Below are 21,180 nucleotides of genomic sequence, written 5' to 3'. Positions count from 1 at the left end.
TTGTTTTGGCTTACTAGCGAGCTTCCACTCTACATGGGCTGGGCTTTTAATTCTGGCCTCACGAACATAGGAGTCTGACAAAGTAAGGGGATTACATTCAATGTTGTCTGTGTTGTAGCTGCCTATCGGCAATTGAGATGATTGACCGTCGGAAGGGGGAAAACATGGTGTCGTATTCAAGTAGAAACTTGACAACAACAACCCAGATGATAATGACAACACAAACATGATTACTGCTTAACCATACTCACTACAACACAACGGCATTACCAACACCTAATTGGCATACCACTTATTCTCACTCAGCATTGTAGCAACCTTGTTCGTTGTTAAATGTGAGATTTTGCGATTATTGATAATCTGCTCACGAATTTGGGTACTTCGGACCTTGACCGTTTCGGGACAGGCAAGTACCTGCCAGCGCTGCATTATCTCGTCGGCCTTGAAGAACTTGGCAAAATTGAGAAAGTTGTCAGGGCCGACGACAAAGGTTAGGTGCGCCGCCGGATACTTTTGCTCTAACGCCTCGAGGACAGCAAATGTGGTAATGGCTTCATCCCCTATCGCTATCTCTTTTTCGAGGGTCGAGAGCTCAAGGTTATCCATCGCTAGGTCTTCAATAAATGCTTCCACCAATTGACAGCGCAAATCGAAGTCCAGCATCTGCTTACCCCATGCATGACTGAAACTTGGGAGTAAAATGACCTTATCAAAATGAGTTAAACGCTCGATCACTGACTTATGGCCAAGGCTCGGTGGATTAAATGCACTACCGAAAATGGCAATTGATGCTGTCATGACTGGAATGTCCTTTTTTTATGCCGTTTTGCTGAATATTTTACTTATTTCGCGTAAGAGGATTGATCCTTACATAGAGTTATCGCATATTTTGCAAAAGGTTTAGTGCATTTCATCTTTTTTTTGCATTAAATAACGCTATATGGTTACAAATTGGGCACGCCCCTGAGGATTGATTCATTATGGAACAGTTAATTCGCGACGAAATGCGCGTATTACCAAAAATTGATGTGGATTTTGAAATTGAACGCCGAATTGCGTTTATTCAGAAAAAACTCAAACAGTCAGGATGCAAGTCACTGGTTTTAGGTATCAGTGGCGGTGTTGATTCAACCACACTTGGCCGTCTAGCCCAACTGGCCATTGAGGGCCTGAATGCAGCCGAACAAACTAATGATTATCAATTCATTGCTGTTCGTTTACCTTATGGCGAGCAAAAAGACGAAGACGAAGCACAACTTGCCCTGTCATTTATCCAGCCTAGCCATTCTGTTAGCGTCAATATCAAAGACGGTGTAGACGGAACCCATGCCAGTACGCTTCAGGCGCTGGAAGGCACAGGACTTACTCCTGAAAATGAAGGCTCTGTCGATTTCGTTAAAGGCAATGTAAAAGCCCGTACCCGCATGATTGCCCAGTATGAGATTGCCGGCTTGGTCGGTGGCCTCGTATTGGGCACGGATCACTCGGCTGAAAATATCACCGGTTTCTACACCAAGTTCGGTGATGGCGCTTGCGATCTTGCCCCGTTGTTTGGCCTGAACAAACGCCAGGTTCGCCAAGTTGCGGCTAAACTGGGGGCACCGGAACAACTTGTATTCAAAGTTCCAACCGCCGATCTCGAAGAGTTGGCACCACAAAAAGCCGACGAAGATGCGCTGAACATCAGCTACGACCAAATTGATGACTTCCTTGAGGGGAAAGCCATCGATGAGCTTGTTGCTGATCGCTTAGTGGGGATCTACAAAGCAACGCAGCACAAGCGTCAGCCGATTCCTACTATTTACGACGAAGAATAAGCCTGGCTATTCTGGAATATGTAACAAAAAGGGCTCAATATGAGCCCTTCTTTCATGATGCTTCTGAATAGCGTAATAAATTATCAAGTTCCCACCAAATAGCTTCACATAAGCCTTTGCGATATACCGACTGTTTAAATGCGTGGTGTTCTTCCTGATAAAGCTGGTAAAAATGGTGATTACTGTACAAACTAGCTCGAACATTAGCTAAACGATCACAGGCTTTAACGATTAATGCAATTCTTGCCGCCTCTTCAACCGTATCGAGCGTTGCAAGTCGCAGGTTAATTTGATCCTTTCTTGCTTGTCTATTTTCTAATTTGTCATCAGTCATGTAGCTGACCGCGTCAGCAACTAGAAAACCAAAATCCGCAACCAATTCGTCTATCGTTGCTTCAGTATCTTCAAGTACATCATGCAGCTGTGCCACGATCATTGCATCAGTGCCGAACGGGCTCGCTAAGCGAGAAACTGCATCGAGATGGATATAATATGGAACGTCACCGTACATCTGTCCTTTGTGCTTGGCCCGGGCCAATGTACGAGCCTTGAGGTAACGGTTATTCATCCTTCCCTCCTTCATCTAAATCTGACAACGACCATACCCCAACCCAATAAGGCCAGATCATAAATTAGGGCATGAACACTCTTATAAGCTTGATTGTACCCAATTAGCAACAAACAACTGAGATTTATTGCACGATTTGATGAAAAAACGGGCGCCAATAGGTGCCCGTTTTATGTAATTTGTATCAGGGATAAGACAAATTAATTTTGATCGTCTTCCGACTCTACTTTTTTCGCTTCCGCTTCTCGAATTGCATTAGCGACAATCATAATTGCTTCACCACTGCTGATCCCTTGTGCCATCAGCTCATGGATTTTTTCCGCAGCTTCTTGTTGCTGTGCGTGAGTCAATGTCGGCGTGTTGTTAAACATAATTCATCTTACCCGAAATAATAGAGCACATATTTTATTGACTTGGGTCGATATTGTCACCTGCTATTTAACCTGGCCTTCCATCGATACGGGGTTTGGATAAGATCGGAAAGTACACTACTGTAAATATTGTGAATGCCAGTGCCCACAACCCAGCTGAAATAATATAGCCCTGAATCGTCATCGTTGGCTGGAACGCGATTAGTAGCGTACGAGAAAGTGTCGCCAACACCAGAGCAACAAATGCTCCCACCATCACAGGCTTAATTTGTAGTGCACGCCCCGTATGACCCAGAGAGACACGGGCTATCATTGCCAAGATCATGCAACCAATTCCGCCGACAGTCATTACATGAAGCGCAACACTGTAGTCCACACTGCCTGTTAAATAGTGCACGGCCAACAACACCATACCAACAATCATCGCAAGGTATGCAAAGTGCAGTAGCCACAGTAATGGAACGCGAATTGTTGAGAGCGTGCGCCAGCGAACAAAGCGGATCAAATGCATGATACCCGTTACCGCTAGCAATGCGGGAAGTGTGAATGCCGATACTTGCTCCGGCAAAGGCAATAAAACATTGAGCAATAGCAACCAACTAGGCAGCAAAGCACCATATTCCAACCCTTTGATCCGAGTAATTTGCTCAGTTTGCGTCCCACGCCAGGTAAAGAATGGGATCACCCTCCCCCCGACGACAAGAACGATAACACTGATAACCATAACCGTCGCAAATGACACAGCGCGCAATGAAATATCACTCTCGCCTAACGCAATAACGTGAAACAAAGCATTCAGTACGGTCATCAGCACAATCAAAGGCGCAAAGAACAAGTTGTTCCACTGGCGACGGACTATGATGGGATGAGCGAGAAAACCGGCAGCCAATGGCAACCAAACAAGATCGATGACCATCCAGGCTACGTGTGGCGTACTGGTAAACATACCCAGTCTTGCAGTCAGCCAAAAAGCAAAGATGGTCGCAAGTTTCCATCCCCTAACACCCGGATTCCCTGTCCAGTTTTGTACTGCAGTCAGCAAGAAACCAATAATAATTGCCCCCGTAAACCCAATCAGCATTTCATGGCTATGCCACCAAATTGGGTTGCTATACATATAACCAGCTAGCGAGGCATTACCGGCCCAAAATCCTCCCCAAAGCAACATAGAGACAACAGACAGCATACTTGCGGCAAGGAAAAACGGTCGAAAGGCTAAGCGAAATAAAGGCAGGATCTTTTGCTCTTTTTCACTATCAAGAATTTGCATCATGGTTTCATCACCCACTCTAAACATGCATAAATAATACACCTTTAAAGTTGCGATGAAAATACATCTTTATAAATTAATCGAGACGCAATAAATAGCTGCTATAAATCAGTGGATTAGATTCGACACCTTACTAATGGGTCGCATATTCTGCTGCGTTTACATATCTGAATGTTCGACAGGTCGAGTAATACTCTGGATATCCCGAATAGCAATTTCCCCCTGCCATCGGCTATGAATAATACCAACACTCAACCAATAACGGCCATCAGGTAAATCGATGTCAGGCAAAGTCGTGGGCAGCTTGCCATCGACATTTTCAGTCCAAAGCGGTGTCCATGACGTGTCATTGAGATCGTAAATATTCATTGACAAGACAGGAGATGGGCAGACTTTGTCAGGAAGACCATTCCTCTCAATGCGCCAATTCCGGCTATCTACCCAACCTATACGTTGCTTACTGTGAGGACGAGTCAGAAGAACCCACGTTTTGTAGCTTTCCTCACCATCCGCACTAATGATCATCTGGTACAGCCCCTCACTGCTGGCTTTTTCCAATCGTTTAGTTTCTAAGGAAAAATAGCCACCGTTATTGATTTTTGGGGTCGCGGACAACACTGACTCTTCAGGCCAACGTATAAAATCGATGTTCGTAATTCGCTGCTCAGAAGTACCGGTGATAGCCAAGCGCGGCAAAACCTGGTTTTGGTTCTGTACCATCTCTCGCTGGATAACCAGGGTCGATAACCACGGTGGCAATGCGGTAACATCGAGGCTTCGCCCACAATCTTCAGTAATAGCAAGCTGGAGCAAATCGTTGAGGTTGTTTTGTTGATCAACACTGGGGGATTGCTGCCAAGCTTGTACCATAGCACCAAAGCTCTCGCTGGTTTTACCTTCGAGTAGCTTTTGATGGGCCATCGTGAAAACATCTTGAGAAACAAACCAACTGGCAAGAACACTCGGCGCCCACAGCGCCGAATGCAAAACCAACAGTGAACAGGCTATCGATAAATTGGACATAACAAGCTTATGCGGACTTCATCCGATAGCCTACACCGCGAAGGGTCTCAATCTCAATGCCCGGTAGTTTTTGTCGCAACTGAAGGATATGAGTATCAACAGTTCGGGTTGTTGGGTAATGGTTATAGCCCCAAACCTGATCAAGAAGCTCATCCCGGGTAAAGACTCGCCCAGCATTTTTCGCCAAAAATACCAGCAGTTCAAATTCGGTACGGGTTAAAGTGACGCTGTCACCCCCCTGGTTAACTTCACGACTATCAAGGTCGATAGTAATGTTGCCAACCGACACCGTATTGCTCGGGGCCGCCTCGGGCGCACCAGAACGAAGGTGAAGGCGAATTCGAGCAAGAAGTTCTTCCTCAGCAAATGGCTTTGTTAGGTAGTCCTTGGCACCCGAGTCGAGGCCAATGACTTTATCGGAAACAGATACCATCGCAGTTAACAAAATCACGGGTACATGTTTAATCTTCAGCCAATCACTCAGGTAACTTAGAGAGTCACCTTCAGGCAACTGACGGTCAAGTACAACGAGATCAGCCTGAGCCCAGTGCTCAGCAACATTTGACGCACAATCAGCATAAAGGCAGTGGTAGCCTGCCCCTTTTAAGCTCTCGAGTAAACCATCAGCAAGGTTGCGGTCATCTTCAACCAGAAGCAGAGTTTGATTCACACGGTATCTCCAATATAAAAGTTGTCGGAGGGCCAACTAACTTCATTCGCCCTCCCATTCTTCGGATCATCGATTCAACGATTGTAAGCCCAAGCCCTAGTCCGCGTTCGCTTACGAATGGCTTTCTTAATCTTGCCCAGTCTTTTGCACCAAGCTGACCGTTATCTGAAACGCTTACAATTAATTTTCCGTTTGAATACGATGAAGTTAATTTTACTGGCTTTACGCCATACTTGTGGGCATTTGACAACAAATTGTCAATACAGGTGCCCAACCAATATATGTTCACATCTACAGGGCGATCCTCAGCGAGATCCAGTGTTACTTCATATGGTTCACTCAGGTACTCAACCCATTCATTAAACGAATCAACATGTTGCACACTTAGCTCCTGTTGATTCGCTTGTAAGTAATCTTTACTTGCTTCCGCAAGCTGTCTCAAGCGCCGAGAGTCTTCTGTCAATCGCCTGAACTCATCATATAAGGTTTCAGGCAGCGCATCAAAGTGTCTTCGAAAACCCTCAACTGTCATAGCCAAACTTGCTATGGGAGTTCGCAGCTCGTGAGTCAGTATCTGAAGGACCAACATTCGCTCTTGCATGGCTCTTCGACGAATTCGCCAACGATAGAAGCCCCAGCCAAACAACAAACTGATGTTTACCACCAGCAAGCCTACCAATAGGTAGAACGTCAGGTGCGACTTATCCTCTTCTTCCCAACAGATATTACCGCTTTTCAGTATACAAAAGCTGGTTGTATTCAATCGGGTAAAATTCACATCAAACTGGTTAAGGATTGGCGACCACCTTGGCTGATCATAGACATGGTATTCATTACCATTACGAATCCATAGTTCGCCATTGGAAATAAAGGCTTCAGCACCAGCGATATAGACATGAATCTCATCGCGGCTCATACGTTGTAATCGCCCTAACGCAGTATTAGTCGGAGCCAAATCCCGCTCTTGGATATGAAGAAAGTCACCAAGCTTTTCTTTTAGTTCCGGGTGCTTATCCAAATACCTTGATGCATAACTTCCCCCACCAGGATGAATATAGCCTGCTCTTGAAAACCAGCCGATCGGTAAAACGGTGTTGTTACAAATAGCCCGGGTAAAAACCAGCGGCTGAGTCAGCAAAGGCGTTACCGGCCAAGGCCCCTTACAAGTCAATGAATTACTATATAACCGCTGCAATGACTTCAGCGGGTATGTCGCCGACTGAGGCAACAGCGCTGACGGTAACAATAGTTGCGTTGGAAACTGCCCTTGTAACTGCCTGAAATCATAAGTCGCTACTGACTCACTTTCTAATAGCTCAGCCCGAACCGCATTGAGACGCTCGGGTAAGTTTTCTGCCAACGCAGTATCGGTGCCGGCAAACAGCAGTGAGAACAGTAAGACGAATTTTTTCATAACAGAAGTCTATCACCCCGCTTTTCGGATATGTCAGGGCTTTGTCATTAGCCTGATGGATAAATGTGCACTCAAACCGCGTAAGTTACGCAAGAAAAGAACGGCTATTGCTTACATAAACTTAATTCTATCGCCATTTTGCTTTAACTAACAAATCATTATCGCTATTAGGAATTCCACAATTCAACACTGGCCCCCCCCTTTTGGGATATAGCCACAGGCCAGAAAAAACAAAGGGAGCCAAAGGCTCCCTTTCAATATCTTTCTCACTAAAGGCAGAAAAAGCCCTTCTTAGATGTGCTCTAGGATCTTGTTACAAGACTCTTTCGCATCACCAAATAGCATCTGTGAGTTTTCTTTGAAGAATAACGGGTTCTGCACGCCGGCATAACCTGTATTCATCGAACGCTTGAAGACAATAACATGCTTGGAGTTCCACACTTCCAGCACAGGCATCCCCGCAATTGGACTGTTTGGATCTTCTAGCGCAGCAGGGTTAACAGTGTCATTCGCACCGATCACCAACACCACGTCTGTTTCAGCGAAGTCTTCGTTAATTTCGTCCATTTCCAAAACGATATCATACGGAACTTTTGCCTCCGCCAACAATACGTTCATATGGCCAGGTAGTCGTCCCGCAACCGGGTGGATACCGAAGCGTACGTTAACACCTTTGTTACGTAGCTTTTCAGTAATTTCATGCACTGGATATTGCGCCTGTGCAACTGCCATACCGTATCCAGGAGTGATGATAACGGAGCGTGCATCTTTTAGCATTTCAGCAACTTCTTCTGCTGATGCTTCATGATGTTCGCCGTGATCTTCATCCGCTGCCGCGACCGAACCGTCGGTACCAAAACCACCGGCAATAACACTGATGAAAGAGCGGTTCATCGCCTTACACATAATGTAGGACAGGATAGCACCTGAAGAACCTACCAATGCGCCGGTTACAATCAGGAGGTCGTTGGCTAACATGAAGCCTGCTGCCGCCGCGGCCCAGCCCGAGTATGAGTTCAGCATCGAAACCACGACAGGCATATCCGCACCACCGATGGAGGCAACCAAATGGTAACCGAAAGCAAATGCTATCAAGGTCACAACAACCAGCGCAGCTGTAGAGCCTTCTGCCTTAACAAAGGCAATCATCAACAACAAAGAAACTACAACAGCTGCCAAATTTAGCTTATGGCGATGAGGCAGCATAAGCGGTTTCGATGAGATCGAGCCACGAAGCTTACCAAATGCCACCACCGATCCTGTAAAGGTGACCGCACCAATGAACACCCCTAGGAAAATTTCCACAAGGTGGATATTGAGCATAACTCCTGTTAGTTCACCATGATCGAAATAGGTATTGAAGCCAACCAGCACTGCCGCCATACCCACGAAGCTGTGGAGAATAGCAACCAGCTCTGGCATTTCGGTCATTTCTACTCGTCGTGCATAGTAGATACCGATCGCACCACCTATGATCATCGCGATGATAACCCAAACAGTACCCTGTGATTCAGGGCCAAAGATGGTCGCTATCAAGGCGATTGCCATGCCGGCAATACCATAGTAATTACCCGAACGTGCCGTCTCTTGCTTTGAAAGGCCCGCCAACGACATAATAAATAATACAGCAGCAACAATGTAAGCTGCTTGTACGATTCCTGCAGACATTTGTTACTCCTTATTTATCTTTACGGAACATTTCAAGCATGCGCTTGGTTACGGTGAAACCACCAAATATGTTGATACTGGCTATCAGTACCGCAATAAAGGCAAGGAAAGTCACTAAGCCACTACCTTGGCCTATCTGCAGCAACGCACCAACGATAATGATGCCGGAAATAGCATTTGTTACTGACATTAGCGGGGTGTGTAGTGCGTGCGTTACATTCCAAACCACGTAGTAGCCCACCACACAGGCCAATACGAAAACAGTAAAGTGAGAAAGGAATTCAGTAGGTGCATAATTGGCAATCCAGCCAAATGCAGCGATACCCGCCGCCATCAAACCGTACTTCTTGGCCGGTGAGGTCGGCTTCTCTTCTTTCTTGACTGGCTCTACAACAGGTTGGGCTTCAGGAGCCGGAGCAGCAGAAACCTTAATCGGTGGTGCAGGCCAGGTAACTTCACCTTCCTTGATCACCGTTAGACCGCGGAGCACTTCATCATCAAAATCAATATCGATGGCGCCGTCTTTTTCTTTGCACAACAGCTTGAAAAGGTTAACCAAGTTCGTGCCGTACAGCTGAGATGACTGAGTCGGCAAACGCCCTACCATATCGGTATAGCCGATCACCTTGACCCCATTGTCAGTCGTGATCACTTTGCCTGCCTCGGCATACTCACAGTTACCGCCGTTGGCTGCGGCCAGGTCAACAATCACGCTCCCCGGCTTCATTGAATCAACCATTTCTTTGGTGATCAGTTTCGGTGCCGGGCGGCCAGGGATCAATGCCGTCGTGATTATGATATCAACATCTTTGGCCTGCTCGGCATACAGCTTCTCTGCCGCCTTGTTGAAATCATCAGACATTTCTTTGGCGTAGCCATCACCGGTTGAAGTGTCTTCCTTAAAATCAACTTCAAGGAATTCGGCCCCCATAGATTCGACCTGCTCTTTTACTTCGGGACGAACATCAAAGGCCCTGACGATGGCACCCAAGCTGCCTGCCGCACCGATAGCGGCAAGACCGGCAACACCGGCACCAGCCACGAGCACCTTGGCCGGCGGTACTTTACCCGCTGCAGTAATCTGGCCGGTGAAAAAGCGGCCAAACTCATGAGCCGCCTCAACGACTGCACGATAGCCCGCAATGTTAGCCATTGAGCTCAATGCATCGAGTGCCTGTGCTCGTGAAATACGGGGAACAGAGTCCATCGCCATCACATTGATGTTTTTACCAGAAAGCTTTTCTAGTAACGCTTCATTTTGAGCGGGCCAAATAAAGCTGACTAAGCTCGCCCCATCTTTGATCAAGTCAAACTCGTCAACACCCGTTTGGTCATTAACTTGTGGCGCGTTGACCTTCAGAATAATATCCGAAGCCCATACATCTTCTAATCCAACCACAGTGGCGCCTGCAGCCTCATACGCAGCATCATCGAAACTTGCATGAATACCGGCATTCTGCTCGACAGCAACACTGAACCCCATTTTTATAAACTGCTCAACCGTTTTGGGCGTAGCAGCTACCCGCGTTTCATTCGCGAATATTTCCTTAGGCACACCAATTTGCATTATCAATCCCTAAATTACGGCAAATAAGTAACAATTTTTTATCCAACCACGCACACAATATCAAGCACTTTGTAGCTGAAATACAAAATTAAATTACATAAGCGTTGTTATGATTAACAAATGTTACCTTCTAACAGTAAGAAAATAACGTTCCGAACACCTGGACAGAGGTCAAACCACAAATAAAATTAATAATGTATGCACTCAACAATGCATAAATCACTAACTTTTCTCAGCCTTACGCTAGAAGTGTCCATTTTCAGATATCTGAAAGGTGTTATTGTCGTTTAAAACACCAAGGAGATGAGGTTGGTCCTGAAAAGGATAAGACAATCATCATTCCCTGATGAGTGTTGCACTACAAACATTCGTTGCAGCTCTCCCTACCTATTTGAATTGCCTGCTAGCGGTAGAGAAGACTAGCAGGCAACAAAGGTTAGCCGAACATTTTATCGCCAGTTTGATCGATGAACATCTTCGCCTTGTTGATCATGAAAGATTCGGCATCAGCTTTGGAGGATAACAAATCAGATCGGACAAACATGTGTGTTTTCACTTCCTGATCAAACTGTTTGCAGATTCTTCCTGCTATACGGAACTGTCCGCCTTCAGCCTTCGGTTCTGGGTAGATCAAATAACCTTCATATTCAATCGGCTCCACAGATTCAGCCTTGGCTTCCTGTTTACTAAAACCAAATAATTTTGAGAAGAAACCCACGTCAATTATCTCCAAAAAGCGCTTTTATACAGTGACATCATGCCATAATCTAATAAAAAAAAATGAAAGCAAGATTAAATTCTTAAAGATTAGTCGCTTTAACGAATTTCCCTCTAACTATCTGCTAATCTGACCGTTTCGTAAGATAAAGTTTTGCACAGCATTCGGATAAGATTGATTTATCTCGGTTATCGCCCTATCACCGACCATAGCCGAGGCTTTGGCGAAGACAGTTCCACTTTGCTGTACACGCTGAAGCACAAACAAAAAAGCGCCGGTAAACCAGCGCTTTAGTATTCATCTTATGCATTTGTTTAGCGATACATACCAATATCTTTCTGGATATGGACCGGTAAATCTTGAACATTGTATTGTTTTGGTGAATCTTTGCGACCAAAAACGATATCAAATGCGTGTGCAATCAATCCTTTGATATTAACCGCATAGGCTTTTTGGTCCATTGCGGTAGGGGTTGCGATGGTGTCAAAGTTCATTGCCTGTGCCATGATTGCCTCTCGTTTCTATTTTTATCAATTGTGGTTATTTTAAGCTGATCAGATTGCAACCAAAAATGACAATATTTCCACAAAAGGATTAGTTTTTCTAATACGTTAAAGCCTCGTTAAACCACCAAGCTAGTAGATGAAAAGTCATGTATTCTTTATGAATAAACACACGATAATTGAATATTTTTTGCTTGTTTAGGTATTCCCTTGCACTGCAAAAGCCATTACCGTAACAATAAATCAACAATCAAATTTTGTGGAATGTTGTGATGCTGCACTTTATCTCAAAACACTCGTCAGTTTTACTGATAATAGCAACCTTGGCAGGCTTGGCTTGGCCACAAGCTTCATTGATAGTTTTCCCTTTTTTACCTTATGTATTGTTCTTCCTGATGCTGTTTACACTGCTTGGCATCGAGCAAAAGGCCCTGCTAGCAGAACTCAAGCTGAAAAAGTCTTGGGGTTACGCCTTGCTTCACAGTGTAGTCATGACCGTTTTTGCATGCAGCCTCGGGTATTTTCTCGGAGCCTCTAATTCCCTGCTCATTTCAATTGCTGCAGTGTCAGCGACAGGCTCCTTATTCGCAACCCCGGCTATTGCACGCTCCGTGGGGCTCAATGCTTTAACAGCAATGGTAATGACTATCGCTACCACGCTGTTAATGCCTATAGTTCTCTATATCAATTTACTCCTATTTCAAAATGATGAATTTTCACTGGATATTGCTAGCTATCTGATGCGTTTGGCCATATTTATCGCCTGTCCAATGGCATTTTCAGCATTGGTTTACCATTACGTGCCCAGACCGACCCTAACCCGCATTCACAGTAAACTCTCACAAGTCACCATCATATTGGTTTTTGCTTTTCCGTTTGGGCTTGTTGGACCATTGAGAGGTATTTTTGATACCGCTCCTTCAATAGCATTGCACTATATCTTCATCTCTTTCGGTTTGTGCTTGCTGTTTTTTGTCGCCAGTATTTTATTTTATCTACGCCAGGGCAAAGATATCGCTCTCCTTGCTGCTATCACATCTTCCAACCGCAATGTGTTACTCACATTTACAGTCGCTGGCGCTTATTTGGGGCCTGATTTTCTGTTACTGCTTGGTGCTCTACAGATCCCAACTTACGCATTGCCGTTGTTGGTTAGGTGGGTAAACAACTACATCACAACTCGTTATTATTCACCCCAAACGGGTCACTCAAAATAACATCTGGGGATAAATTAAGTGCTTGATATCAAAATTATCAAATAAATACCGGCTATCGTCTTGCACGCCAATTTCCTTTTCCTTATAGTGCAAAGGAATTCTCAGGGCGGGGTGAAATTCCCCACCGGCGGTAGTCCTTCAACAGGAAAGCCCGCGAGCGCTTATTTATTGATTTTCAATTGATAAGGTCAGCAGATCTGGTTCAGTCAGGCAATGCCTTACCACTCCAGAGCCGACGGTTATAGTCCGGATGAAAGAGGATCTCAGTACAGTACTTGTCTATCAAACGGACAAGCATTTTCTATACAGTGCGATCACCCAAGCGGTGATGCCGTATATTGCTTCTTGCCAGTTGCTTGTTTGACTGTGCTTGCTGACTTTCCATGCCCTGATTCTGGTAAATGTTTATTTTAGGAGTTCCTTACCATGAATCAGTCTCTACTAGCCCCGTATGGTTCTGCGTTTGAGCGCGTAGAAGCCGGTCTTGAAGCTATCCGCCAAGGTCGTGGTGTTTTGGTTGTTGATGATGAAGACCGCGAAAACGAAGGCGATATTATCTTTGCAGCCGAAACCTTAACCAGTGAGCAGATGGCGCTGATGATCCGCGAGTGTTCTGGGATTGTTTGCCTGTGCCTGACCGATGAGCGCGTCAAGCAACTTGATTTGCCGATGATGGTGGAGAATAACACCAGTGCAAACCAAACCGGCTTTACCGTAACAATCGAAGCAGCCAAAGGGGTAACCACTGGGGTCTCTGCTGCTGATCGTGTCACCACCATCAAGGCGGCAATTGCTGATAACGCCGTACCAGCAGATCTCAGCCGTCCTGGTCATGTATTCCCGCTCAAAGCGAACCCTGAGGGTGTCCTAGCTCGCCGTGGCCATACAGAAGCGACGGTTGACCTGATGCGCCTATCCGGTATGAAGCCATATGGGGTTCTTTGCGAACTGACTAATCCGGACGGCACGATGGCCCGCCTGCCTGAAGTGATCGAATTTGGCAAACAGCATAATATGCCAGTACTTACCATCGAAGATCTGGCTGCCTATCGCTTGGCCAAAGAAGTGGCAAACGCTGAATCTATTGAGACGCTAACAGCCTAATCCCAATATTAATACCGTTGCCGTGTATCATCAGAGCTCGGCAACGTTTAACCTTCCGTTTATGCCGTCGGCATAAAATGCATCAAAACAGCCCAAGCGGATACCCACCCCATAACAACCGCTATATCGTTCCAGTCTTTATTCATCCTTGACCCCAGATCGTGAAAATACCGTGATATGAAACGCATCCTGTGAATAGGACAATATTCGCTTCATTTAATTCACATAATTAACAATAAACAGCATCTGTTCAGATATAACGACCGGAAAGGTATTTACTTTAATCAAAAAAAAACCGGTAAGCAGCGCTTACCGGAGATTACATTTAGCAACTATCTGTGAGGCAGTACCGCTTAAGCGACATGCTCTTGTTCACAGCCGCACGGTATAAAATCGATCATGGTCTGCTCAAAAGCACCGAACGAGCCTCTATCTCTAGCATATTCCTCAAAGGCATCAGCCATCGTGATATTCAACGGTATCGGGTCGATATTACTGTTCACCAAAGCGCCGTATCCCTCTTTTCCCGTTGCGGTATAGCCCGATGACACAGAAAGATAATTAGCATGATCCTGAATATCTTCCCATGCGCCATTCCGATAAAGTTTCAGCACCTCAATTCGCTGCCCTTCAGCTGCACAGCAACGATAGGTGTATTTCAAGCGAGAGGTATACGGAAAGCTCCCACTTCCCGTCCCTTCAACACCATTATCAATGGCATTGTTGATAGCACCTTCCAGTGCAGCCCGCAATTGCTTACCGCTGACTTCATAGACCATAAGCCCTATCGCGAAGGGGAGCAAACGGCCGGAAATATCTGCCGCAGTGATTGGTCCGGCATGCAATGACGCCCTTACGCCGCCAGCATTATGAATACCAAAATCAACCGCATGGCCGCGCTGCCGCGAAGACCAAACAAAGCTATCAACAACGAGTGGCGCTATCTGGCTGGGCCCTTTATGGTCCGGAACTCGGATGTGGCGCAGGGATTCAGTCAACACCGCTACCTGCTGGGTTTGGAGCTCTCTAACTGCAGGCCGATAGTCTTGGTTAAGCACATTTTCTATCTGTGGGTCTTTTACACAGAAGCACACGTTCCCTTGCGCACTGAGGTAGTCTTTCACCACCTGATGGGTGGAATCATCAAGGTGCTCGCTTCGGCTAGCATCAACAGTAAACTGCCTGCCCAGCAGCAGTTGATTTCTACCCGCGGCTCTCGCCACTGTACCATCGGCATTGAAGTCGAGTTCGAGCTGCCCTAGAGCCAGAGCATTGCATCCCGCCTGAACCACATAGGTTCCGTTGATCTGCACCGCATATTCATCAGCAACGCTAAAGCCGATATTGCTAAAGTCACCCTGCATTGTATGCGTGTGGCCGCCAATAATCGCACCAACACCATCAACCTGGCTGGCTAGCTCTAAGTCCCGTTCGTAACCTAGATGGCTTAGAACCACGATTTTATTGATACCCGCACGCTTTATCGCAGCAACGGTATTTTGAGCGACAGCAGTCACATTGAGAAAATGGGTGTCAGGATCCGGGTTGGCAATACCTGCCATGTTTTCAATTGCTAAGCCAAAAATCGCAACGGGCTCGCCGTCGATATCCTTGACAAGATATTTTGCGTGCTCGTGTTCACTGTCATAGGCCATTACATTTGGCTTGAGGGACAACGGATTGGCTTTATCCCTGTTCTCGTTAGATAAGTCCCAGTTTCCAGCAAGCAAAGGAAAATTGGCTAGATCCATAAAATCAGCAACAACCTGATTGCCCATATCAAGCTCATGGTTGCCCAACGCCATCGCATCTATGCCAATAGCATTGAGCAATGTCGCATTGGCTGTTCCTTTGTACAAGGAAAAGAATAACGTTCCTTGAAAGCAATCACCGGCGTGAACAAACATAAATTCACGTCCATGCATCATCGCCTGCTTTTTGGCTTCTCTCACCGCTGTCGATACCCGAGCAAAACCACCACAACTTGCGAACACTGACATTGTTGACCCAGAAGAAGGCGAAGGGATCTGCAAAGCGATTGTCGATGGCTCAAAGTGCGAGTGAGTATCATTGATGTGGGCAAACGTTATCTTTGCCGAGCGATGAATTTGTGTCATAAAACGTTGTAGGCCTCCACATTTTGCGAAACGTTATCTTATATCAAAAGCAGTTCAAACTCAGATTTTTATGAGAATTTATTTTTATTTCACACTCCTTACCGCGAATTAAATCACACTTACAAATACGTATTATATTTAAACCCATGACAAATCAATGACGACAGATACTAATGATGCAAGTAATCTTTGCTATCTTTCTTGCCATGGTATTAGGCTATCTTGCCCAGCGGACAGGGCTCTGCATGGTTCGCGCTGTACATGAACTTATAGCCCGCCGTCCAGCCTTCTTGTTAGCCATATTATGCTGCGGCTTCTGGTATTGGCTCATCGTCCCCTTTACTGGAAAGGAATGGATCCCCTTCCTGGCCAATCGCTTTGATGGCACCATCCATTTTTTAGTGGGAGGAATGCTGTTCGGCCTCGGTGCCGCTTTGAACAAAGGCTGTTCGATTTCGACTATTTCTAAACTGGCTAGTGGTCACTACTATATGATGGCAACCATTGTTGGCTGGACCATCGGCTGGCTGCTGTTACCCGCGCTCACACCACCTGTGAACTACCAACCGCTTGAACCTATTCACTCCCCTATCTTGCAAGTACTAATCCCACTACTATTAGTTTTGTTTTTTTCGATAATCAAAACGACACCGGAACGGCGCAAATTACTTTTCGGGGTGATGTTTTTCGGGATCACTGCAAGTATCTTGACCTTAATTGAGCCGCAGTGGTCCCCTAGCCAGTTGCTCAAAGACATCTCTTACAGTGTTTACCACCAAGGTATCGACAACTGGCCCGAACTGGAAAGGTACGCTGTGATTGCAGGCTTAATCGCCGGAATGGCTATGGGAGCAAAAAACCGATTATCTCTTTTGGATTTTGAATTTCGCTTAAAGCAACTGCTCTCCCATTTGTTTGCTGGGACAATTATGGGGCTTGGCGCATCTCTGGCGCTGGGCGGAAACGACTCTCAGCTGCTGATTACCCTACCCGCTTTTTCCCCTGCAGGGGCAATCGCTATTCTCTTTATTATCATCGGAATAACGACCGGTTTAGCGATACGCAAAGCCTATCACCGAATGATGAACAAGGACAAAGCCTGAAACCACGCGGCAACTCGCGTGGTTTTAAGCAGGTTACCCCGAAAAAGCAACAACTGGCTCAGTTACTGGTAACGGCCATGTCGCTGCAGGAACTCAATCTTGTAACCATCTGGATCTTGCACGAAGAAAAACTTCGCTAGCAACTGGCCATCTCGGAAAAACTCTTTGATTTCAGCAGGCTCATAGCCAAGTTCGGTCAATTTTTGATGCTCAGCTTCAAGTTCGTCAACTGCAACAGCAATATGACCGTAACCGCTGCCATGGGTGTAAACCTCTGTTCCTTCATTCCAGGTCAACTCCAGCTCCATATCATTCTCTTCATTGCGAAGGTACACCAAGCTAAACCCTTCGAAATCCAACTGCTCTGCGACATCCAGATCCAATGCTTCTTTGTAGAATTTCAATGATTTATCCAAATCACCAACGCGTACCATTGAGTGAATAATTTTCGCCATCTGACATCTCCAAGATAATCAATAAGTTAGTATATTTAATTAGACGCTGACTATAGCAATTAGATACCCCGACAACAAGAAGTTTCCCTTGCGCTTTCAGATAGTTAAATTTTCAATAATGTGACAAATACATCCCCAGATCAGCTACTTATAAGGTAGGCTTAAAGTATGGATCCAATAAGCGCTTTAGCGCCACATACGCTGAGTATTATTACTTCACATTGTTTCCGCTTTCCTGTTTCATTATGTTGAGGTGGCTATGCAGCTAAAACGCATCGAGATATCCGGTTTCAGGGGCATCAAGCGGTTGTCCTTATCTTTTGACGAGCTTACTGTCCTTATTGGTGAAAATGCTTGGGGTAAGTCCTCATTACTCGATGCTCTCGATATCGCCTTGTCCCCTGACGCCAAATTCCACACATTCCATTTTGATGACTTTCATGTCGACTACAGCGCCGGGCATGCAAAAATGAATCATCTCAACATTGTTCTCCATTGGCACGAAGACTACCCCGGAGAACATAAAGCCCGGCGTTACAAAGCATTTTCATCCGTCTGGGTCAAAGGCCAAGACCAATGTAAAGCCTTGTACTACCAGATCACCAGCAGTGTTGACGATGATAAAATTACTACCCACCGACGGTTTCTCAACAAGCATGGTGATCCCATCCCCTGCGACGACAGTAATAAGCTCGCCAAGCAACTGATGGTATTACACCCGATTGTCAGAATACGAGATGCTAGACGGCTGCGTGAATACCGGCCAAGCATTGAGACAAATAAAAACGGGAGCAATGGCAACGGTCATAGTAACGGCAATGGCGCCGAACGACGTAATGATGAAAGTGTTAGAATCCAGCGGCGATTAGACAACACTTGCCGGCGTCTAATGACCAAGCCAGGCCATGTGAGCCAAGCCGAGATAAAAAGTAGCGTTAATGCGTTACGGGCGCTGGTCGATCACTACTTTGCTTTTACCCCTCATTATCGCAACCAGCATTTTGATCGAGCCCATTTCCCAGAGCGTGCGCAATACGCTATTAACCCGCTGGAGCAATTAACAGAACCGGAAACAACCAAACAAAGCCGGCTAGTGCTAATGGGGCTACTCAATGCATTCATAAGAGCCAGAGGCCCTGTCGAACTGAAACGGATTTCTCGACCAATCATGATCTTAGAAGATCCCGAAGGCCGTTTACACCCGACGATCCTGCATCAGGCTTGGACATTTATCAGCAAAATGCCGATGCAAAAAATTTTGACCACGAATAGTCCGGATCTCTGCTCTGTCGTACCGCTAGAATGCGTCCAAAAGCTGATCAGGCAACCTAGTAAAACCCAAGTCTACTCGATCCTCAACCACAAACTGAGTCGAGACGAAGAGCGACGGGTAACTTTCCATCTCAGGGTGCACCGCCCCAGTGCGCTCTTTGCCAGAGCCTGGCTATTGGTCGAAGGCGAAACGGAAGTCTGGCTCTTTAACGAACTCGCGCGAATTTGCGGCTACAACCTTGCCGCAGAAGGGGTACAGATCATTGAATTCGCCCAAAGTGGGCTGAAACCACTGATCAAAGTGGCACGCCATTTTGGCATAGAATGGCATATGATCGCCGACGGTGATATGGCCGGAAAAAAATACGCGGATACGGTCAGGAACATTCTCGGCAACGAGGCTGAGCGCCATCGGTTAACCATCTTGCCTAAAAGAGACATCGAGCACTTTCTTTTTTTCAACGGGTTCGAGCCGCTATTTCGTGATTTGGCCAATGTCCCCATCGAATCTCCAGTGACGCCCAAGAAAATCATTCAGCGCGCATTGAAGCGCCATGCCAAACCCGACGTCGCCCTGGCAATGATTAACTTCATTGAACAAGAGAACATCGACAATATCCCAATATTATTGCGCTGGATCCTTAAACGTATCGTCGCTATGTCGAGGGGGCAGAGCTAACGGGCTCACTGCTGCTTTTCGAAAAACAACGTTACTGTACCGACAGTAAAGCCCCACTTGGTCATCTTTGCGGTATTAAACAGGTGCTTTTCGTCTTGCAAGTGCATCCAGTCGTTAAAAGTAATGTCGTAGGAGGTTCCATCCACCGGTATTCGCAATACATATTGCCAATGTAGGGTATTACCCAGGGCGATACCTTTGGCTTCACCGACAACATCATCAGCGCGGCCGGTGTAAGTACCATCAGGTTGCTGTGTGATCACCCAGACACGACGCTGCTTTTCACCATTATCAAAGACAAAATCCTCCTCTAGAGTAAGAGTGTTATCGTCCACGGTGCCTTTGATATCAACCGTAAAACGCCTGGTTTGTTTGCCGCTCCGATCTTGCAGCATTCCCCATGCGGCAACATTGCCGTCAAAGTATCTGAACAGGTTAAATACAGGTCTGGTGTTTTGGTAATCTTTAATTGCCGCGCTACAACCCAACAAGCCTAACAGACACATGATCAGCCACCCGTATTGCCAAGCTCTTCTTTTGAACTCCATAACTAGCAACATTAGCGTTTACCTATTAACTGATTGCGAATATCTGGGTATGCCGTGTTTGGCGATAGCCATATCTGCAAAAAAGTTTGAGACATCTCTGCATCTTGCAACACTCCTATTTGATAATTGTCTTGAAAAAAAGCCCCCTGTTTGTCGTTAAAGACAAAAATCAATCGATCGCCTTTTTTAACATCAGGCCAGATTTGCTCTAAACGTTGACTCCAACGCTCACGCTTGGTCGCACTTACCCCTAGGTGCCGCCACTGATCATTGGTTGCTTCAATGAGATCTTCACTGTCGATATTACGGTGGTATCGAATAACCAACGCAAGATTGTCCCCCTCGCCCTGATATACGCCATCTGGAGAGCGCAGTTGCGAATCATAAATAACCCACGGTCCCCATGTTAACCTAGCCTCTCCGACAGATGGCCACACCTGCCAGGGTGTCGAGGCCCCGGCGTGGACAGTGAACAAGCACAGTATTGCAGCTAACAATATTTGATAACTCGATATGGGTAATAACTGTTTCATATTTCCCCCTGGTGCAGGGCAATTACAAAATAAGCTAATGGAAACTGTTTAAGCCGAACAAGACGCACTGCGCTGTAACATCCGCGCAAGTAATAGTGAGAAAAACACCCAACTAGCAAAGAGAATAACCAATGTTAAACCAGCCCCCAGCGGCCATTCAACAGCTTGCAAACGGTATCCGGCAAAATAACTCAAAGCACCACCGACTCCCCCGATCAAGCTGATCAGATGTATCGGATGTTGCTTGACCAGATCCCTCATAAACCACACGAAACACCCAAAACCCAACCACAGCATCACCAGCCAAAAAGGCAGCAATGCACTCGGAAAAGCCAGAACGTTGGACGCACTGAGGATCCCGTCCATCAACACACCCGCCCCCGCAATTAGAAAGGCGTACCGTCCAACCTTGGGGAAGATCCACCAACAAGCAAGAAAGGAGAGAACAAGCAACCACACATAGGCTTGCTGCCCTAACACCGCAATAAGCCAATAAACATTGAACAAAAGGCCTGCCAGAATAAGCTTATAACCAGACATCATTATCACCTCTGTTGCTTCTG

Annotated in this window: 21 protein-coding genes and 1 riboswitch; of the genes, 5 read left to right on the top strand and 16 right to left on the bottom strand. The window is 46.1% G+C overall.

What is annotated here, in order from left to right; genetic code table 11:
• Window positions 1-276: 276 nt before the first annotated feature.
• The gene (locus PTW35_RS21680) at window positions 277-798 is read right to left on the bottom strand and encodes a nicotinate-nicotinamide nucleotide adenylyltransferase (protein ID WP_281028935.1); all 522 of its coding nucleotides are present in this window, start codon (window positions 796-798) and stop codon (window positions 277-279) included.
• A 182-nt stretch (window positions 799-980) separates the two neighbouring features.
• Here PTW35_RS21680 and nadE point away from each other — a divergent pair, with 182 nt between their 5' ends.
• Window positions 981-1,817, top strand: coding sequence for an ammonia-dependent NAD(+) synthetase (gene nadE / locus PTW35_RS21675; protein WP_281028934.1), 837 nt, complete (start codon window positions 981-983; stop codon window positions 1,815-1,817).
• A 52-nt stretch (window positions 1,818-1,869) separates the two neighbouring features.
• Here the strand turns inward: nadE and PTW35_RS21670 are convergent, their stop codons facing one another.
• The 10 genes from PTW35_RS21670 to PTW35_RS21625 all read right to left on the bottom strand — a co-directional run bounded on the left by PTW35_RS21670 (window position 1,870) and on the right by PTW35_RS21625 (window position 11,592).
• Complete coding sequence (locus tag PTW35_RS21670; protein ID WP_281028933.1) at window positions 1,870-2,385, bottom strand: phosphohydrolase; 516 nt, start codon at window positions 2,383-2,385, stop codon at window positions 1,870-1,872.
• Window positions 2,386-2,585: 200 nt separating this feature from the next.
• A complete protein-coding gene (locus PTW35_RS21665) occupies window positions 2,586-2,756 on the bottom strand; it encodes a YoaH family protein (protein WP_281028932.1) in 171 nt (56 codons plus the stop codon).
• A gap of 67 nt (window positions 2,757-2,823) precedes the next feature.
• The gene (locus tag PTW35_RS21660) at window positions 2,824-4,029 is read right to left on the bottom strand and encodes an NnrS family protein (protein WP_281028931.1); all 1,206 of its coding nucleotides are present in this window, start codon (window positions 4,027-4,029) and stop codon (window positions 2,824-2,826) included.
• Window positions 4,030-4,185: 156 nt separating this feature from the next.
• Window positions 4,186-5,049, bottom strand: a complete 864-nt coding sequence (locus PTW35_RS21655) for a DUF2861 family protein (RefSeq protein WP_281028930.1) — start codon at window positions 5,047-5,049, stop codon at window positions 4,186-4,188.
• Between the two features lie 7 nt (window positions 5,050-5,056).
• Window positions 5,057-5,719 (bottom strand): response regulator transcription factor, encoded by a 663-nt coding sequence (locus PTW35_RS21650; protein ID WP_281028929.1) that lies wholly within the window; start codon window positions 5,717-5,719, stop codon window positions 5,057-5,059.
• Window positions 5,694-7,133: a sensor histidine kinase VxrA gene (gene vxrA, locus PTW35_RS21645; protein WP_281028928.1), complete on the bottom strand. Its 1,440-nt coding sequence runs from the start codon at window positions 7,131-7,133 to the stop codon at window positions 5,694-5,696. The genes PTW35_RS21650 and vxrA overlap by 26 nt, the downstream gene beginning before the upstream one ends.
• Before the next feature lie 291 nt (window positions 7,134-7,424).
• The gene (pntB, locus tag PTW35_RS21640) at window positions 7,425-8,801 is read right to left on the bottom strand and encodes a Re/Si-specific NAD(P)(+) transhydrogenase subunit beta (protein ID WP_281028927.1); all 1,377 of its coding nucleotides are present in this window, start codon (window positions 8,799-8,801) and stop codon (window positions 7,425-7,427) included.
• Window positions 8,802-8,811: 10 nt separating this feature from the next.
• The gene (pntA, locus tag PTW35_RS21635) at window positions 8,812-10,368 is read right to left on the bottom strand and encodes a Re/Si-specific NAD(P)(+) transhydrogenase subunit alpha (RefSeq protein WP_281028926.1); all 1,557 of its coding nucleotides are present in this window, start codon (window positions 10,366-10,368) and stop codon (window positions 8,812-8,814) included.
• 436 nt (window positions 10,369-10,804) lie between these two features.
• Window positions 10,805-11,086 carry an HlyU family transcriptional regulator gene (locus PTW35_RS21630; protein ID WP_281028925.1) on the bottom strand — a complete coding sequence of 94 codons (282 nt, stop codon included), beginning with the start codon at window positions 11,084-11,086 and terminating at the stop codon, window positions 10,805-10,807.
• A 314-nt stretch (window positions 11,087-11,400) separates the two neighbouring features.
• Complete coding sequence (locus PTW35_RS21625) at window positions 11,401-11,592, bottom strand: hypothetical protein (RefSeq protein ID WP_281028924.1); 192 nt, start codon at window positions 11,590-11,592, stop codon at window positions 11,401-11,403.
• Window positions 11,593-11,861: 269 nt separating this feature from the next.
• Between PTW35_RS21625 and PTW35_RS21620 the strand changes: the two genes are divergently transcribed.
• Entirely contained in the window at window positions 11,862-12,806 is a 945-nt protein-coding gene (locus PTW35_RS21620; protein WP_281028923.1) for a hypothetical protein, read from the top strand.
• Window positions 12,807-12,899: 93 nt separating this feature from the next.
• Window positions 12,900-13,072: riboswitch (FMN riboswitch) on the top strand.
• 160 nt (window positions 13,073-13,232) lie between these two features.
• On the top strand, window positions 13,233-13,910 hold the full coding sequence (ribB, locus tag PTW35_RS21615; protein WP_281028922.1) for a 3,4-dihydroxy-2-butanone-4-phosphate synthase: 678 nt from the start codon (window positions 13,233-13,235) through the stop codon (window positions 13,908-13,910).
• Between the two features lie 353 nt (window positions 13,911-14,263).
• Here ribB and PTW35_RS21610 read toward each other — a convergent pair whose 3' ends face one another.
• Window positions 14,264-16,027, bottom strand: coding sequence for a bifunctional UDP-sugar hydrolase/5'-nucleotidase (locus PTW35_RS21610; protein WP_281028921.1), 1,764 nt, complete (start codon window positions 16,025-16,027; stop codon window positions 14,264-14,266).
• A gap of 173 nt (window positions 16,028-16,200) precedes the next feature.
• Between PTW35_RS21610 and PTW35_RS21605 the strand changes: the two genes are divergently transcribed.
• On the top strand, window positions 16,201-17,130 hold the full coding sequence (locus PTW35_RS21605) for a YeeE/YedE thiosulfate transporter family protein (protein ID WP_281028920.1): 930 nt from the start codon (window positions 16,201-16,203) through the stop codon (window positions 17,128-17,130).
• Window positions 17,131-17,192: 62 nt separating this feature from the next.
• On the opposite strand, the gene PTW35_RS21600 is transcribed toward PTW35_RS21605, so the two are convergent.
• Entirely contained in the window at window positions 17,193-17,585 is a 393-nt protein-coding gene (locus tag PTW35_RS21600) for a VOC family protein (protein ID WP_281028919.1), read from the bottom strand.
• A 259-nt stretch (window positions 17,586-17,844) separates the two neighbouring features.
• Here PTW35_RS21600 and PTW35_RS21595 point away from each other — a divergent pair, with 259 nt between their 5' ends.
• Window positions 17,845-19,536 carry an ATP-dependent endonuclease gene (locus PTW35_RS21595; protein ID WP_281028918.1) on the top strand — a complete coding sequence of 564 codons (1,692 nt, stop codon included), beginning with the start codon at window positions 17,845-17,847 and terminating at the stop codon, window positions 19,534-19,536.
• 5 nt (window positions 19,537-19,541) lie between these two features.
• Here PTW35_RS21595 and PTW35_RS21590 read toward each other — a convergent pair whose 3' ends face one another.
• Genes PTW35_RS21590 through PTW35_RS21580 form a run of 3 tightly spaced genes read right to left on the bottom strand, consistent with a single transcriptional unit; the run spans window position 19,542 to window position 21,160 of the window.
• Window positions 19,542-20,096, bottom strand: a complete 555-nt coding sequence (locus PTW35_RS21590; RefSeq protein WP_281028917.1) for a DUF3833 domain-containing protein — start codon at window positions 20,094-20,096, stop codon at window positions 19,542-19,544.
• Window positions 20,096-20,617: a chalcone isomerase family protein gene (locus PTW35_RS21585; RefSeq protein WP_281028916.1), complete on the bottom strand. Its 522-nt coding sequence runs from the start codon at window positions 20,615-20,617 to the stop codon at window positions 20,096-20,098. Before PTW35_RS21585 ends, PTW35_RS21590 begins: the two co-directional genes overlap by 1 nt.
• Window positions 20,618-20,665: 48 nt before the next feature.
• Window positions 20,666-21,160, bottom strand: a complete 495-nt coding sequence (locus PTW35_RS21580) for a DUF2878 domain-containing protein (RefSeq protein ID WP_281028915.1) — start codon at window positions 21,158-21,160, stop codon at window positions 20,666-20,668.
• Window positions 21,161-21,180: the final 20 nt, after the last annotated feature.

The sequence above is a fragment of the Photobacterium sp. DA100 genome, assembly GCF_029223585.1.
Taxonomy (GTDB): domain Bacteria; phylum Pseudomonadota; class Gammaproteobacteria; order Enterobacterales; family Vibrionaceae; genus Photobacterium.
This window is presented reverse-complemented; position numbering and strand designations above follow the sequence as displayed.

Bases quoted from the DNA above. Each gene is read 5' to 3' on its own strand.
- pntA (WP_281028926.1), bottom strand. From the start codon at position 10,368: ATGCAAATTGGTGTGCCTAAGGAAATATTCGCGAATGAAACGCGGGTA.
- vxrA (WP_281028928.1), bottom strand. From the start codon at position 7,133: ATGAAAAAATTCGTCTTACTGTTCTCACTGCTGTTTGCCGGCACCGAT.
- PTW35_RS21595 (WP_281028918.1), top strand. From the start codon at position 17,845: ATGCAGCTAAAACGCATCGAGATATCCGGTTTCAGGGGCATCAAGCGG.
- nadE (WP_281028934.1), top strand. From the start codon at position 981: ATGGAACAGTTAATTCGCGACGAAATGCGCGTATTACCAAAAATTGAT.
- PTW35_RS21580 (WP_281028915.1), bottom strand. From the start codon at position 21,160: ATGATGTCTGGTTATAAGCTTATTCTGGCAGGCCTTTTGTTCAATGTT.
- PTW35_RS21605 (WP_281028920.1), top strand. From the start codon at position 16,201: ATGATGCAAGTAATCTTTGCTATCTTTCTTGCCATGGTATTAGGCTAT.
- PTW35_RS21610 (WP_281028921.1), bottom strand. From the start codon at position 16,027: ATGACACAAATTCATCGCTCGGCAAAGATAACGTTTGCCCACATCAAT.
- PTW35_RS21670 (WP_281028933.1), bottom strand. From the start codon at position 2,385: ATGAATAACCGTTACCTCAAGGCTCGTACATTGGCCCGGGCCAAGCAC.
- PTW35_RS21625 (WP_281028924.1), bottom strand. From the start codon at position 11,592: ATGGCACAGGCAATGAACTTTGACACCATCGCAACCCCTACCGCAATG.
- ribB (WP_281028922.1), top strand. From the start codon at position 13,233: ATGAATCAGTCTCTACTAGCCCCGTATGGTTCTGCGTTTGAGCGCGTA.
- PTW35_RS21585 (WP_281028916.1), bottom strand. From the start codon at position 20,617: ATGAAACAGTTATTACCCATATCGAGTTATCAAATATTGTTAGCTGCA.
- PTW35_RS21665 (WP_281028932.1), bottom strand. From the start codon at position 2,756: ATGTTTAACAACACGCCGACATTGACTCACGCACAGCAACAAGAAGCT.
- PTW35_RS21680 (WP_281028935.1), bottom strand. From the start codon at position 798: ATGACAGCATCAATTGCCATTTTCGGTAGTGCATTTAATCCACCGAGC.
- pntB (WP_281028927.1), bottom strand. From the start codon at position 8,801: ATGTCTGCAGGAATCGTACAAGCAGCTTACATTGTTGCTGCTGTATTA.
- PTW35_RS21660 (WP_281028931.1), bottom strand. From the start codon at position 4,029: ATGATGCAAATTCTTGATAGTGAAAAAGAGCAAAAGATCCTGCCTTTA.
- PTW35_RS21590 (WP_281028917.1), bottom strand. From the start codon at position 20,096: ATGTTGCTAGTTATGGAGTTCAAAAGAAGAGCTTGGCAATACGGGTGG.
- PTW35_RS21600 (WP_281028919.1), bottom strand. From the start codon at position 17,585: ATGGCGAAAATTATTCACTCAATGGTACGCGTTGGTGATTTGGATAAA.
- PTW35_RS21655 (WP_281028930.1), bottom strand. From the start codon at position 5,049: ATGTCCAATTTATCGATAGCCTGTTCACTGTTGGTTTTGCATTCGGCG.
- PTW35_RS21620 (WP_281028923.1), top strand. From the start codon at position 11,862: ATGCTGCACTTTATCTCAAAACACTCGTCAGTTTTACTGATAATAGCA.